This window comes from Scytonema sp. NUACC21 (assembly GCF_054684315.1).
In genome coordinates, this window is the sequence record NZ_BAAFZH010000109.1 from 487,264 (window position 1) to 504,144 (window position 16,881).

At 43.9% G+C, this 16,881-nt stretch carries 5 protein-coding genes; all 5 read left to right on the plus strand.

The window, feature by feature from the left end; all coding sequences use genetic code 11:
* Positions 1 to 29 precede the first annotated feature (29 nt).
* The 5 genes from ACYRY3_RS44290 to ACYRY3_RS44310 all read left to right on the plus strand — a co-directional run bounded on the left by ACYRY3_RS44290 (position 30) and on the right by ACYRY3_RS44310 (position 16,872).
* On the plus strand, positions 30 to 1,505 hold the full coding sequence (locus tag ACYRY3_RS44290; RefSeq protein WP_460208208.1) for an acyl-CoA-binding protein: 1,476 nt from the start codon (positions 30 to 32) through the stop codon (positions 1,503 to 1,505).
* Positions 1,506 to 1,690: 185 nt separating this feature from the next.
* On the plus strand, positions 1,691 to 6,907 hold the full coding sequence (locus ACYRY3_RS44295) for a beta-ketoacyl synthase N-terminal-like domain-containing protein (RefSeq protein WP_460208210.1): 5,217 nt from the start codon (positions 1,691 to 1,693) through the stop codon (positions 6,905 to 6,907).
* A gap of 1 nt (position 6,908) precedes the next feature.
* On the plus strand, positions 6,909 to 9,782 hold the full coding sequence (locus ACYRY3_RS44300) for a type I polyketide synthase (RefSeq protein WP_460208211.1): 2,874 nt from the start codon (positions 6,909 to 6,911) through the stop codon (positions 9,780 to 9,782).
* Positions 9,779 to 12,649: a type I polyketide synthase gene (locus ACYRY3_RS44305; protein WP_460208212.1), complete on the plus strand. Its 2,871-nt coding sequence runs from the start codon at positions 9,779 to 9,781 to the stop codon at positions 12,647 to 12,649. The genes ACYRY3_RS44300 and ACYRY3_RS44305 overlap by 4 nt, the downstream gene beginning before the upstream one ends.
* Positions 12,646 to 16,872 carry an amino acid adenylation domain-containing protein gene (locus ACYRY3_RS44310; protein WP_460208213.1) on the plus strand — a complete coding sequence of 1,409 codons (4,227 nt, stop codon included), beginning with the start codon at positions 12,646 to 12,648 and terminating at the stop codon, positions 16,870 to 16,872. Before ACYRY3_RS44305 ends, ACYRY3_RS44310 begins: the two co-directional genes overlap by 4 nt.
* Positions 16,873 to 16,881: the final 9 nt, after the last annotated feature.

Genomic DNA, 16,881 nt, shown 5'->3' on the forward strand with positions numbered 1-16,881 from the left:
CCCAGCATTAACTGAACAAGAGGCAAAATATGTATCCACTTACTAAAGGACAAGTCAAGCATTTTGAAGAAAAAGGATGGGTTGGTCCTCTCAATCTCTTTTCTGAAGCAGAAATTCAATCTGTGAAAGAATGTCTGGAGTTTAATAGTATTCTTAAAGAAGTAGATGAGCAACCAATGCTCATGTTCTACAACAATGTCATGAACATTAGTACATCTCGGGATCTTCATCTATTTCACAAACCTATTGCGGAAATGTTTCAAAACCCAAATTTAATTCGGGCGTTAAATCAATTGGGTGAACCCGATCTACTTTTTTGGCGTACAAATGTCTTTTGTAAAATGCCAGGTGAAGGTCAAATAAAATGGCATCAAGTTTACGATTCTTATAATCCAACTGGATACGACGACCAAAAGCAGACGTTAGTCTATACTGAAGAAAAAGATTTTTTGAATTTAACAGTATGGGTCGCTTTAGACGATGCTACCCTTGCGAACGGTTGTGTACATTTTGCCAACGGCACTCATAAAAAGAAATTTGACCGTTTGCAGGTTCCTGCTGAAGAAGGAATGTTTGCAGGCGTAAAAGTCCATAAAATGGTTTGGCAGGGGCGGAAGCCGTACTCACAAGTCTTTGATTTTAATGAAAGTGAATGGGAAGTAGAGGCAGTACCAGCAAAGGCAGGGCAAGTCATTATCTTCACTGAGCGAGTTATGCATTGTTCTCCTCCCAATAAATCTAACCAACGTCGTTTGGCTATTAACGCACGTTACATACATCCGAAGGTAAAGATTTATCCACATCGTTTGCAGGGTGATTTCATTGATGAAAATTTTCATAACATCCAAAGGCATTTCTGTATTCTTGTCTCAGGGCGTGATGATTATGGGATTAACTGTGTGAGAGAATGGAATGATTTAGATAACACAGAAGTTGAATTTCAAACCATGACAAACTTAGTGCGTTTTGGTCATGTGGATCTACCCAAGGGCAAGCAACAAATAGAAATTGAAAGTTTGTATCAACAAGCGACGATGGGTGATTGCTCAGAAGAGGAGCCCGATCCAATTTTGCATGCACGAAAATATATTCAATGGCATGCATGGAAACAACTTCAAGGAATAAGCCGTGCGGAAGCAATGCAACGGTATAGCAAGCTAGTGGCTGAATTGCCTCGAAAGGATAGGAAGGTTGCAACTCAGCAGGATAATAACAATAACGGTCATGGAAAGAATGGCCATTCTAATGGGGCACTTCCCAAAACAGCAGAGGTTCAAGCTTGGTTGGTTTCTTATCTCGCTGAACTCTTAAAGCGCCAGCCCGATCAAATTGATGTTAAGGTTCCTTTCGATCGCTATGGTTTGGGGTCTCTAGATGCAACCAATTTAATTGGTGATTTAGAGGATTGGCTGGAAAAAGAACTGCCTCCTACTCTACTGTTTAACTACCCAACTATTGAGGTTTTGGCTAATCATTTAACTGAGGAATCAAAAGTCGCGGTGTAAATACTCCCACAGGGTTTACACATAAAAGTTATTTTTTGAGACTGGGTGAAAGGAGGTGAAAACGTTAGAGTTTTTTACAGCCTAACACCCTGCCTTAACTCTTGATTTTTCTTCTCAATGTGTAAATCCTGTGAGTGTTTCAGTTATGTCTCGGAGCAAAGGTATAAAGAATTGGGAGTGTTAAATTGGAACCTATAGCAATTGTAGGCATTGGTTGTCGTTTTCCCGGAACCAACAATCCAAAAAGCTTCTGGCATTTGTTACAGAATGGTGTAGATGCTATCACTGAAGTGCCATCAGATCGATGGGATATCAATGCCTTTTACGATCCAGACCCTCTTAAACCAGGGAAAATGAACACTCGCTGGGGTGGCTTTTTGGAACAAGTGTCTCAATTCGATGCCAATTTCTTTGGGATTTCTCCTCGGGAGGCGGAGCGAATGGATCCCCAGCAGAGATTGGTTATGGAAGTAGCATGGGAAGCATTGGAAAATGCTGGGCTATCGCCAGAGACGCTATCTGGGACTCAAACAGGAGTGTTTATCGGAATTGGCAATTATGACTATGGTCTGCTTTTACGTAAAAATTTACGAAGTGCAAATGCCTATGACGGGATTGGCAGTTCTTTTAGCATTGCACCCAATCGCTTATCCTATCTACTGAATCTGCGCGGACCTAGTGTCGCGATAGACACTGCTTGCTCCTCATCTTTAGTCGCATTGCACTATGCTTGCCAAAGCCTGGAAAGCTTAGAATGCAATCTTTGTATTGTAGGAGGGGTTAACTTAATCCTGACTCCAGAGCTAACAGTTGCTCTTTCTCAAGCTAAAATGATGTCTGCTGATGGTCGCTGTAAAGCCTTTGATGCTCAGGCTGACGGTTATGCTAGGGGGGAAGGATGCGGTGTCGTAGTCCTCAAACGTCTTTCAGATGCGCTGCGGGATGGGGACAAAATTCAGGCGCTCGTCAAGGGCTCAGCCATTAACCAAGATGGTATGAGCAATGGGCTTACAGCTCCGAATGGGCTTTCTCAGCAGGCGGTCATTCGCCAAGCTCTAGAAAATGCAAACGTGCAACCTGCACAGATTAGTTATGTGGAAACTCACGGCACTGGCACTCCTTTAGGAGATCCCATTGAGATTGCATCTTTACAAGCAGAGTTGATGCCCGGTCGTTCGCCAAACCAACCTTGTTGGATTGGTTCGGTTAAAACCAATATTGGTCATTTGGAATCTGCTGCGGGGATAGCTGGCTTAATTAAAGTTATATTATCTTTACAACACAAGCAAATTCCCCCCAATCTACATCTCAAACAGCTTAATCCGTATATTTCTTTGGCAGGGACGCCCTTTTCCATCCCTACTGAATGTGTGCCTTGGTCTGTTGGCACAGAACGTCGTCTGGCTGGAGTCAGCTCTTTTGGTATTGGTGGAACTAACTGCCATGTCATTCTAGAAGAAGCGCCCTTACCTGTTTTGCAGGAAAATGACATTGAACGCCCTGTCCACCTCCTGACTCTTTCGGCACAAACTGAGGATGCTCTTGGAGAACTGGCGCAACGTTATGGAGATTTTTTAGCATCTCATCCTGAGTCATTACTGGCAGATATTTGTTTTACAGCTAATACAGGGCGATCGCATTTTGAGCATCGTCTGGCTGTTGTAGCTGAATCTACCTTGCAATTGCACGAAAAACTCAGTTTTTACGCTGCAGGGCAACAACCTAGTGGACTGACTCATGGTCAAATACAAAGCAAAAAACCCCTAAATATAGCTTTTTTATTTTCCGGGCAGGGTTCACAGTATGTCCGCATGGGTTGGCAGCTTTACCAAACTCATCCAACCTTCCGCAAGGTGCTGGATGAGTGCGATCGCATTTTGCGTCCTTACTTAAAATCTTCATTGCTCTCGATTCTTTACCCTGCACCTGATGCACCCCAGTTACTGCATAACACAGAGTATACACAGCCAGCATTGTTCGCCCTTGAATACGCTTTAGCCCAGCTTTGGCGTTCTTGGGGAATTATTCCTGATGCGGTGATGGGTCATAGCGTGGGAGAATATGTGGCTGCTTGTGTAGCAGGGATTTTTAGTCTTGAAGATGCACTAAAACTCATTGCTGAACGGGGACGATTAATGCAGACATTGCCACAAGACGGCATTATGGCAGCAGTGTTTGCCGATGTAACCAAAGTTGCAGGGGTAGTCGCTACTTATGCAAAAACGGTAGCTATCGCTGGGGTTAATGGTCCACATAATACTGTGATTTCAGGGATGCGATCTGATGTTGAGGCTGTGTTGCAGCTGCTAGAAACTACAGGCATAAAAAGTAAATTGCTCAAGGTATCACATGCTTTTCATTCACCTGCAATTGAGCCCATGCTTGCTGCTTTTGCTCAGGTGGCAAGTCAGGTAAAATATAACATACCGCAAATACCGCTGATTTCAAATTTGACCGGTCAGGTTGCAACAGAAGCGATCGCCACACCCGAGTACTGGTGTCACCATACACGAGAGGCGGTGCAGTTTGCTCAGGGTATAAAAACATTACATAACTTGGACATACGAGTTTTTATTGAAATTGGTCCCAATCCAGTTCTTATAGGAATGGGAAGCCAATGCCTTCAGGAAGGAAGTGGTACTTGGCTGCCTTCACTACGCAAAAATGTTGAAGATTGGCAACAGCTTTTAAACAGTCTAGGCAATCTTTATACTCAAGGAGTTAACATTAACTGGTTGGAATTCGACCGTGATTATCACCGTTCTCGAGTTTCATTCTTACCAAACTATCCATTCCAGCACAAACGGTACTGGGTTGAAGAAACTTTAGAAAGATCTCCGCAGCTACAACCTCCGTTACACCTTTGGGATTCTTTAGTCAAAGCAGGTCGCCACCAAAGCCACATAGGAGTGTCAGAATATAGGCTTCCGATTAGCTTTGAGCAGAACCAGTGTATGCACGATTTGTGCATTGCTTATATTAATTTAGCACTCAAGAATTTAGGGGCTTTTCATCAAGGCAAGGCTTATACCCTTGATGATTTCATGCAGAAATTTTCCATCCGGTTCTGCTATCAGCAGTTGGTTTCCCGGTGGTTGCAGATGATGGTAGAAAATGGGCAGTTGCAAAAAGAAGGCGATTATTTTACGAACCTTTTACCCATTCCATTTGATAATAACAATATCGAAAGTTTGCTGAAAGAGGTTAAGAAGCAGTGGGAAGGTACACCCGAACTGGTTGAACTGATCCAGCGTTGTGGAGAGCATTTAGCAGAAATATTAACTGGTAAAGAAGAGATTAGAGCTTTGCTATTTCCTGATGGTTCCTTAGACAGGATGGAAAAGCTTTATCGAGATACTCAATTTTCCAGCTACTACAATGCTATTGCTAAAGAAGTTCTACAAGCAGTTGTCAAAACTTTATCTCCTGACACCAACCTTAGGATAATAGAAATTGGGGCGGGAACAGGTGGAACAACCTCATGGTTGTTACCAGTTTTGCCAGAGCAACGAACGAAATACACCTTTACTGATGTCAGTACAATATTTTTAAATAAAGCTTCTAAAAAGTTTAGCAACTATCCATTTGTTCAGTGCAGTTTACTAGATATCGAACAGTCACCCCAAGAGCAAGGTTATGAAAGACACTGTTACGATTTAATTGTAGCAGCAAATGTCCTTCACGCTACGCGCAACCTCGAACAAACGCTACAAAATCTTCAGTCTCTCCTCGCTCCCGGTGGACTGTTACTAGTTTGGGAGGTGACTCAACCCCTGTTGTGGTTTGATGTGGCTTTTGGGGCTCTTGTGCAGCCAATTGAGGATGAACAATTACGTCAAAACCAGCCATTTATCTCAGTAACTCAATGGCAACAGCTGCTTCAATCCCAAGGATTTGTCAAGGTAGAATCTTTCCCTGAATCTGGTTTTGAGGCTGAAGTTTTGGGGCAACATATTTTGCTCGCCCAAGCACCCATATCTGCAACACTATCATCCCCTGCTGCATTCACGGTACAAATGACCGCAGCTTCTGCTCAAAAAGCTGTTAGAAAAAATCTAGCTTTGCCAGCAATAGATTTAGGGACAGCAATTCATCCTTTACTGGGTTATAAGCTGCGCTCAGCACTTTCAAATGTTCAATTTGAGTCTCATTTAACAAAGGATTCACTTTCTTTACTCAAAGATTTTCCAGCTTCTGGTAAAGTGGTATTGCCAGCAACAGCTAAATTAGAGATAAATTTGGCTGCAGTTATGGAAGTCCTTGGCACAGGGGCAAAAACTCTAAAAAATATTGCTTTCAAAGAAGATCTGAGTTTACCCAAAGGAGAAACCAAAGTTATCCAATCAATTCTCACCCCGACAGGTAGAGAAAAATATGAGTTCCAACTCTACAGTTTACTAACTGCAGTCGAACAAAGAAAAGCATCTTGGACTTTACATTTCACCGGAGAGTTCTGTAACTCACCTCAAGTAAACAAAGAGCAACAGCCACTGACAATCTCTTTTGCAGAAATTCAGGCACGTTGCCCAAAGGTGTCTGACATTGAGTTCTACCAAAGCTATTTCAAGCATACTTTACAGTACGAAGACATTTACCAAGGAATAGAAACTCTATGGCAGGGGGATGGGGAGGTTTTAGCACGACTGCGGCTACCGTCCGAGTTGGCAGCGACAGTAGATGATTACTACATACACCCAGCTCTGCTTGATGCTTGCTTTCAAATTGTTGGAACGAGCTTGCTAACTCAAAAAAACCGTATTACTCTTGACAATGGCTATGTTCCTGTAACTATTGATAGCTTCCAATTTCTCCATAAACCGGGATCGAACATTTGGAGTTATGTTATTCTGCGATCGGTTGAAACCTTAGATCGAGAAATAGCCATTGCAGATTTATATATATTTGATGAAACTCAGCAGCTTGCAGTATCAGCGCTCGGTCTGCATTTGCAACCTGTACGTGCTCAAAAGCCCGAACTTGTCTGTCAATTAGAAACGGCTTTGCCCGGTCATCGTCAAAAAATTCTCACTAACTTCATTTGCAATGAGGTGGCAAAAGTACTTAACCTAGATGCAGCCAATCAAATGAGTGTCCATAAGGGTTGGTTTGAAATGGGGATGGATTCTCTGACAGCCATTGAGTTTAAGAGCCGTCTTGAATTGAGCTTAGGTCAACGCTTACCTTCCACTTTGGCTTTTGACTATCCCAATACTGAAGCTTTAACCTGTTATTTAATTGAGAACGTATTTGCTTGGGAATCCTCCAAAGTCTCTGTCCTGGAACCGGAAACCGTTGATACTGACCGACAAGATACGATCGTCGCAGATATTGAACAGCTTTCCGAAGATGAATTAGTGACACTACTTGCTGAAGAATTAGCTTATTCTATTGAAGTCAATTGAGATGAATACACTCCCCGAAATTCCCGATCGCCAATCTGTACTGAAAAATGCTCTACTTGAAATCAAAGCTCTACGTGCTAAACTTAAGACTATTGAGGGCTCCCGTAAAGAGCCAATCGCGATCGTCGGCACGAGCTGTCGATTTCCAGGCGGAGCTAGTAACCCAGAAAGGTTTTGGCAATTGCTCCGCAATGGAGTAGATGCAATTGTTCCTGTGCCGGCGAACCGATGGGACGTTGAGGCTTTCTACGATCCAAAACCAGATACCCCCGGTAAAACTTATATGCGGTGGGGTGCTTTTCTAGACGAGGTAGATACTTTCGATGCTTCATTCTTTAACATTTCTCCCCGCGAAGCAGTTGGCATCGATCCTCAGCAACGATTGCTGTTAGAAGTCAGCTGGGAAGCTTTAGAAAATGCAGGTTTGGCACCCAAGCAGATATTTGGCAGTCAAACAGGAGTATTTGTAGGAATTTGTGCTAATGACTACACCTATCTGCAAATGCGGAGAAACTATTTTGAAAGCATTGACGCTTACCGGGCTACAGGAAATGCTCTTAGCGTTGCGTCTGGTCGTCTATCCTACAGCTTTGGGTTGAAAGGACCAAGCCTATCAGTTGACACAGCCTGTTCCTCATCTCTAGTGGCTCTTCATTTAGCCTGCCAAAGTTTGCGAAGTGGTGAATCAAATTTGGCTTTAGCAGGCAGTGTTAACTTAATTTTGTCGCCTTATGCTAGTATTGCTTTTGCTAAATCTCGAATGTTAGCCAGTGATGGTCGTTGTAAAACTTTTGACGCTGCTGCCAATGGCTTTACTAGAGGAGAAGGCTGTGGCGTCATAGTGCTCAAACGTCTTTCGGATGCTGTGCGGGACAGGGATAATATTATAGCACTGATCCGAGGGACAGCTATTAATCAAGATGGAGCAAGTAGCGGTCTCACTGTCCCTAATGGACCTTCTCAACAGGCGGTTATCCGTCAAGCATTAGCCAATGCCGATCTTACCCCCGATCTCATTGATTACGTAGAAGCTCATGGCACGGGCACTGCTTTAGGAGATCCTATCGAAGTGCAGGCTTTGGGGGAAGTATTCAAAGACCTTTCTCACGATTGTCCATTGCTGATTGGCTCAGTCAAAACCAATATTGGTCATTTGGAAGCGGCAGCTGGGATGGCAGGTCTGATGAAAGTTGTTCTGTCCTTACAGCATAAAGAACTACCCCCTCATTTACATCTTAAAGAACTCACTCCTCAAGTGTCGTGGGCAAATATCCCCTTGGAGGTTTCAACCAAGTTGAGACCTTGGCCCAACCGGGGGCGACGACGCTATGCTGGATTAAGTTCTTTCGGGTTTAGCGGCACCAATGCTCATGTGATTTTTGAGGAAGCCCCAATCCAAGAACGCGTGCCTGTAGAAGTACAGCGCCCCCTTCATATCCTGACGTTGTCTGCTAAGAGCCCGCAAGCTTTAAAACAACTGGCAAGCAGATTTGAAAAACATTTCGTTACGCATCCTGCTCACAACTTAGAGGATGTCTGCTTTACTGCTAATACCGGACGCAATCATTTTTCTCACCGTTTGTCTGTCGTCTCTGATTCATTGAGTCATATGCAAGCCGAATTAGCAGCATTTGTTACAGAACAAAAATTTTCTGGAACAGTGCGGTTTCGCAAGCAGACAGATAACCGTGCAAAAGTTGCATTTTTGTTTACGGGTCAAGGTTCTCAATACCTGGAAATGGGCCGTCATCTTTACGGCACTCAACCGACATTTCGGAAAATTCTTGACCAATGCAATGAGATCCTCGGTCCTTATCTTCAGCAGTCGTTACTTTCAGTGCTTTTCTCTGCATCCAAAACGACGCCCTTGTTACACGAAACCCAGTACGCACAACCAGCGTTATTTGCTCTGGAGTATGCGTTGAGCAAACTTTGGCGCTCATGGGGAGTTGTCCCTGAGGCGGTGATGGGTCACAGTGTTGGGGAGTACGTAGCAGCTTGCGTAGCGGGAGTATTCAGCTTGGAAGATGGGCTGAAGTTAATTGCACAACGGGGACGATTAATGCAGTCTTTGCCCCGAAATGGAATGATGGCAGCTACGCAAACTCATCAAGCTGAGGTTATTAAAGTACTTACTTCTTACACGGGGTTGGTCTCTATTGCTGCAATTAACAGTCCTCAGCAAACTGTAATTTCTGGAGAATTTGCTGCAATGCAAGCAGTTATTGAGGAGCTGCGATCGCAGCAAATTGCTGTCCAACCTTTGGAAGTTTCTCATGCCTTCCATTCTCCGCTCATGGAGCCCATACTCCACGAGTTCCGACAAATTGCACGGGGAATTAACTTTAGCGCCCCACAAATTTCTTTGGTTTCCAACCTTACAGGCGAGATATTAGAACCAGGGAAGATTCTAGATGCTGATTACTGGTGCGAACATATTTGCCAACCCGTCCAATTTATGGCTGGAATTCAATCACTCGCGGCAAACAACTATAAACTATTTGTGGAAGTTGGCCCAAACCCCACTCTTTCAAAACTAGGTAAGCAGTGCTTGTTACAAGATAATGAAATTTGGTTGCCTTCTCTTGCACGGGGGCAAAATGATTGGCAAGTACTATTAAAGAGTTTGAGTACTCTATACTGTGAAGGTCTGGATATAGATTGGGTTGAATTTGACCGTGATTATCCTCGTTACCGTCTTCCATTACCGACTTACCCGTTTGAAAGAGAACGTTACTGGTTTGACGAATCACCTTTATCTCAATTTTACTCCCCTACTACTAAGAGTCCTTTGAATAAAAAGTCTAATACCCCTATTCATCCTTTGCTGGGACGGCGTATATCCACTTTAGTTGCAACCAATGGTAAACAATGACACAATCCATAGCTATTCCTGAAATTAAATTTGAAGCTCAAATCAGCACATCCCATCAGCCCTATTTGCGAGATCACCGAGTTCGCGGAAAGATTATTTTTCCGTTGACTGGTTATATAGAAATGGCCTTGGCGGCGGCAACAGAAATCTTTGAGACAATTCATCCCGTTGTTACAAATATTGAGCTTAAAGAAGCGCTGCTTCTGTCAGAAACAGAAACGCGTACTATTAAGCTAGTGGTTTCTCCTCACCGATCTTCCAGACAAACGACTTTTGAAATTCTCAGTCAGCGTTATGATTGCGATCGCGAGTTCAACCAGTGGACATTACACGTTAAGGGAGAGATCGGCAACAACGTGACGACTGGTAACTCTTTATTGACGTCGTTAGTGTCCCTCACAGATATCCAAGACCGCTGCCCACAAGCAATATCTTCTGCTAAATTTTATGAAACTTTGCGTATTCGGGGTATGGAGCACGGTCTTAGCTTCCAAGGAACACAACAAATTTATTGCGGTAAAGGCGAAGCATTGGGTAATATCCAACTTCCTCCACTACTAGAGGAAGAAGCCACTCTTTATCAGATCCACCCTGCACTCCTTGATGCTTGCATTCAGGTTTTAGCGCTTGCTCTTCCCTCAAATAGTTCCCAATTAGTTAGTGGTGTTACATATTTACCTAGCCGTTTGGAAAAGGTGTGCGTTTATCGCCCCGTCAGTACTCGATTGTGGAGTTATACTTGCCTTCGTCCAAATGTAGAAGCAGACCCAGACTCTTTTGAGGGAGATATTTACTTACTGAATGAATTTGGAGAGGTTATTGTAGAAATATTGGGTTTGCGTTTACAGCGATTTGAGCGCCTTGCACAAAACCCTGTTCCAAGCTATTTTAAGGATTGGCTGTATCAATTACAGTGGCAGCCCAAAGCAAAAACGGCTCCAGATAAGTCTATAAAGCCCCTTGCAAGCCCTCGCCCAGGCAAGTGGTTAATTTTTGCAGAAAAAAACAGCGCTGTTGGGCAAGAATTAGCTACCTTGTTTCAAGCTCAGGGTCAAAACTGCGCGATCGTGTCTCCTAGCAAAAGCTATGGCATTTCTTCTGACAAGCAACAAGCCTGGATCGACCCAGAGAGTTTTGAAGATTACCAGCAACTGCTCAATGACATTTGTGGCAATGGGCAACAACCCTGTGGAGTAGTGCATCTTTGGAGTTTGATAGCCGAAACCGCAACACAAACCTCTGTAGCTTCATTAAAAGCATCTCAAACCTTGGGATGTCAAAGCGTATTGTTGCTTTTACAAGCCTTAAGTACCATTGAATGGAAGCACGCACCTAAGATATGGCTTATTACCCGTGGCGCTCAACCAGTCACTACAAAGCTTACCGATATGAGTGCAGCGCAATCAATTCTCTGGGGAATGGGTAAAGTTGTTGCCCTAGAGCATCCTGAATGGTTTGGTGGCTTAGTCGATCTAGATCCTGAAGCACCTGTAGAAGAAAGCTCTCGCTTGTTTCAAACCATTTGGCAACCGGACGACGAGAAACAACTTGCGTTCCGACAAGGGCAGCGTTATGTACCCCGCTTAAATCGTCAACACAGCTTTGAGCAGCCCGTACACTCGCTTCAATTGCGAGATGATGCTAGCTATCTCATTACTGGAGGACTTGGTGATTTGGGACTCCAAGTTGCTCGTTGGATGGTGCAGCAAGGAGCTCAAAACATATTGTTATTAGGACGTACAAAACTGCCCCCACCTTCTCATTGGAATCAAGTGAAAACAGGTGATTCTGTAGGAAATCGAATCAAAGCGATTCAAGAGTTAGAGTTAATGGGGGCAAACGTGCTTTATGCTGCTGTAGACGTTGCTAACGAAGCAGACCTATCCTCCTTTTTCAAACAGATTCAGCAAGATGGTTGGCCGTCAATTCGTGGTATATTTCATACAGCCGGACAGTTGCATGACAGTACTTTACTCAAGCTTGACACGACTGCATTTACAGAAGTTTTACGTCCTAAGGTTTTGGGAACTTGGTTATTGCACCGGCTACTAGCAGATGCAGACCTTGACTTTTTTGTTATGTTCTCTTCAGCTGCTTCCTTATTCGGCTCCCCAGGTCAAAGCAATTATGCTGCTGCTAATGCCTTTCTTGATGCTTTATCCCACTATCGATATGCTCAAGGTTTACCCTCACTCAGCATTAATTGGGGAGCTTGGGCTGAAGTTGGTATGGCAGCTCGAACCAGCCAAGCCGGACATTTTGACCCACGAGCATTAGGCAGCATGACGAATCAGCAGGGGTTGGAAGTCCTAGAATATCTTCTTCAACAACAGATACCCCAAGTTGGTGTTTTGCCTATTGACTGGTTAGAGTGGCATCAAGCGTATTCAAATATCGATCGCTCACCATTAGTTGCTGAAGTTTTTAGCCAAACGCTCGATCTCTTCAAGACAACAGAATCGGAAGTGTTGATACAAGAAGCTATTTTGGCCGCAGCACCAAACGCTCGACTTGCTTTGTTAGAAGGTTTTGTACACGAACAAGTTGCTAAAGTCTTGAGAGTGTTGCCTTCTAAACTTGATGTTCATTTACCTCTCAATCAATCTGGCTTAGATTCTCTCATGGCGGTGGAACTGAAAAATAACCTGGAAAGCACTTTGAGAGTTGCAGTTCCTCTGGTAAAATTTATTGAGGGAAATAGTGTTGCACAGCTTGCCGTACAAATACTCGATCGCTTATTGGCAACGCACCTTAAAATAAACGACCAAATGCAGGCAAGAAAGCTCCTTGCAGAAATCGATCGCCTGTCGGATTCAGAAGTGAACGAGCTACTTACCCAATTAACATTAGAAGAAGAACAGCAATGAGTATTTCCCCAAAAAATACCGACGCTCTGCCGTCAGAAGAAAAGCGTGCTCTATTGGCAAAACTGCTACAAAAAAAAGTTGAAATTGAGCAGGTAGAATCAAGGAAGCCTATAGATAAATTAGCTACAATAGTACCAAATCCGGAACAACGCCACCAGCCGTTTCCACTTACAGAGATTCAACAGGCTTACTGGATTGGGCGCATGGGAGCTTTTAAGGGAGGCAATGTAGCTATCCATGCTTATGTGGAAATTGAAAGTAGCCACCTGGATTTGCCCTTATTGAATGTGGCTTGGCAGCGCCTAGTTGACCGTCACGATATGTTGCGAGCCATTGTGCTACCCGATGGACAACAACAAATTCTGGCGCAAGTTCCTCCCTATGAAATCAAAGTTTTTGATCTGCGGAACCAAGATCGCACTACAGTAGAGAACCACTTGTTAGCTACTCGCCTTCGCCTCTCCCATCAGGTATTACCTGCTGACCAATGGCCCCTGTTTGAGCTATGTGCTTCTCGCTTGGACGACCGCCTCATCCGACTTCACATAAGTGTCGATGCTTTAAACATTGATATTGGAAGTTTTATGATCCTCATCCGAGAATGGATACAGCTCTATCAGGATCTAGATGTACCACTACCCCCACTGGAACTCTCTTATAGAGACTATGTCCGGGCTTTAGAGGCTCTACGAGATTCTCACGTGTATCAACAGTCACTAGAGTATTGGCGATCGCGTTTGGTAAACCTTCCTTCAGCACCTGATTTACCATTTGTTCAACTTTCTGAAGGTGCAGAGCATTCTCAATTTCGCCGCTTAAGTGCTCAGTTAGATAAAGAAACTTGGCACCGGCTTAAAACAAGAGCCAGCCAAGCAGGACTCACCCCTTCTGGAATATTACTAGCTGCTTACGCTGACGTCTTAACAAGATGGAGCAAAAGTCCCCACTTCACCCTGAACGTAACACTGTTCAATCGCCTTCCCATTCACCCTCAAGTGAATAATATTCTGGGTGACTTTACTTCAATTATTCTGCTAGAGATAGACAATTCAACAACAGATCCATTTGCCATTTTTGCTCAGCGAATTCAGAAACAGCTTTGGAGGGATCTTGAGCACCGTTATGTGAGTGGAGTTCAAGTTTTACGAGAGCTAACTCAGTATTGGGGTCAAACTGGTGAAGCTATCATGCCGATCGTGTTCACTAGTGCTCTCGACTCAATTGGCAGCACTCAAGGTCTGAATGCACTATCTCAGTTAGGAGAAAAAGTTTATAGCATTAGCCAAACGCCTCAAGTTTGGTTAGACCACCAAGTGTTTGAAGAGGATGGAGTACTATTATTTAATTGGGATGCAGTTGAAGCTATTTTTCCTGAAGGTTTACTTCAAGATATGTTCGACGCCTACTGTCGGTTGCTTCAGCATTTAGCAAACGATTCCAACAGTTGGCCAGAAGTTAACATTTGCTTAATTCCTCCTACACAACTCGAACAGATAGCAGTACTTAATAGTGTAGAGGCTGATATACCCAACGAACTGCTGCATACTTTGTTTACCCGACGTGCGAATCAACAACCCAGCCATCCAGCAGTGGTCACAACCACTTTAACTCTCACCTACGAGGAACTGGATCGCCGTTCCCAGCAATTGGGTTGGCAATTACGTAATTGGGGCGCTCGACCCAACACCTTGGTGGCTATAGTCATGGAGAAGGGATGGGAGCAAATTGTGGCAGTCTTGGGTATCCTTAAATCTGGTGCTGCTTATCTTCCCATCGATCCCAATATTCCGCAAGAACGCCTGTGGTTTCTACTGGAAAATGGGGAAGTTGAGTTTGTACTGACTCAATCTTGGCTGGACAATAAGATGAATTGGCCCGATCGCATTCGACGACTCTGTATAGATCGGCAAGACTGGAAGGATTTTAGCGATGGCCTGCTTGAATCCATACAAAACCCAAAGGATTTAGCCTACGTTATCTATACATCAGGCTCTACAGGTCTCCCTAAAGGAGTCATGATTGAGCATCGCAGTGTTGTTAACAGAATAACTGACATCAATCAACGCTTTCATATCAGTGCTCAAGACCGAGTTTTTGCCTTAACATCTCTGCATCACGACTTGTCTGTCTACGATATATTTGGTGTTCTGACTGTTGGTGGGGCTTTAATTTTACCTGATGCTGCATCAGTTCGCGATCCCTCCCACTGGGTGAAATTGATGCGTCAGGAAAAAGTGACGCTTTGGAATTCAGTCCCAGCATTTATGCAAATGTTGGTAGAGCATTTGGAAAATATTGCCAATCCTGACAACGTTGTACCCCATTCTCTACGGTTAGCTATTTTGTCTGGGGATTGGATTCCGGTAACATTGCCAGACAGGCTTAGATCCTTAGTCCATAATGTTCAGGTGATTGGTGCTGGAGGTCCCACTGAAACAACTGTCTGGGATATTTGCTACCCGATTGGAATCGTTGACCCCACTTGGAAAAGTATTCCTTACGGTCGTCCCCTAGCTAATGCTCGATATCATATATTGGATGAAAAACTAAATATCTGCCCGACTTGGGTGCCTGGAGAGCTTTATATTGGCGGTGCAGGATTGGCGCGGGGTTACTGGCGGGACCAAAAAAAGACTGAGGAAAAATTTATTCACCATCCCCAAACGGGAGAACGTTTGTACAAAAGTGGAGATCTCGGTTGTCGTCTCCCAGATGGCAGTATTCAGTTTCTTGGAAGAGAAGACTTTCAGGTCAAACTGCGCGGTCTCCGGGTTGAACTCGGTGAAATTGAAATGGTTTTGCGACAGCATCCTGCTGTACAAACCGGTGTCGTTACAACGGTAGGTACTCCTGGTAACGAGCGTTTGCTTGCTTATGTTGTTCCCAAACAACAGCACTCACAAGGCAATGATATACAAAACTCGTTAAAGCAGAAACTACCTGGAGAGTTTGATTCAGGTCAGCTTAAAGATGTTCTCCTCAACCCCCTCGAGCGTTTGGAATTTAAACTTAAACAAGCTGGGCTAAGACGGGACTTCGACCAACCTCATATCCAACTTTCACAACCTGAACTTGATGAAGCTTTCATCTCAAAGTATACTCAACGTCGCAGTTATCGAGATTTTCTGGATAGCCCAATTTCCATTGAGAAGTTTAGCAAGTTTTTTAGCTGCCTTTATAATGTGGAGCTTGATGCTTTACCGAAGTATCAGTATGCCTCTGCTGGTGGCTTGTACCCAGTACAGACTTATATCTATATCAAGCCTAATGGAGTCGAAGGACTATCAGCAGGAGTATACTACTATCACCCTAAAGAGCATTCCCTTGTTTTGCTTTCGGAGAATACTCTCATTGATGGAGATGTTCATACTCAGGCGAATCGCGGTGCTTTTGACGGGTCAGCATTTTCAATTTTTTTGATCGGACAACTCAATGCGATCGCTCCAATGTATGGAGAACTATCCAAAGAATTTTGCTTGCTTGAAGCCGGGTACATGGCTCAACTACTGATGAGTGCAGCACCTGCTCATGAAATTGGTCTTTGCCCAATAGGTGGACTTAATTTTGAAGGCATTCGCCATTTATTTGCATTAGAAGAAAGCCATATTTTGCTTCATTCTTTAGTAGGTGGTGTCATCGATCCGCAAAACATTCAAAAACCATCATTTGATGGGCAGCCATCAAGTTTTGCGGCTTCTTCGTCTGGTAAACTATCTAACAGTAATGATTCGTTAGCCGTTGATTTACAGAGCTTTCTTCGGGAAAAACTACCCAATTATATGGTACCTTCAAATGTAGTGTTCCTTGATGCCCTTCCCCTAACATCTAACGGCAAAGTTGACCGTAAATCTCTCCCCGAACCAGGAAAAATCGACCTAGATAAGAAGGTCAATTATGTAGCACCAAGCACTAAAATTGAGCTGATTCTCACGGAAATCGTGCAGGAAGTGCTGCAGGTGGAGCGCGTTGGTATCCACGACAATTTCTTTGATTTAGGTGCAAACTCCATACACATTGTTCAAATCCACAACAAACTACAAAAGACCTTTAACAGAGATATTTCCATTGTTGAAATCTTCCAATATTCTACGCTAATTTCCTTGGCGCAATTTTTGAGTCAGGACGCAGACGAGCAGCAGACTTTACAAAGTGCTGATAAAAGAGCTGAAGCTCGCAAAGGCGCTATGGGTCAGCGTAAAAAATCCAGTCAGAAGCATGGGTAAGTAGGAGAG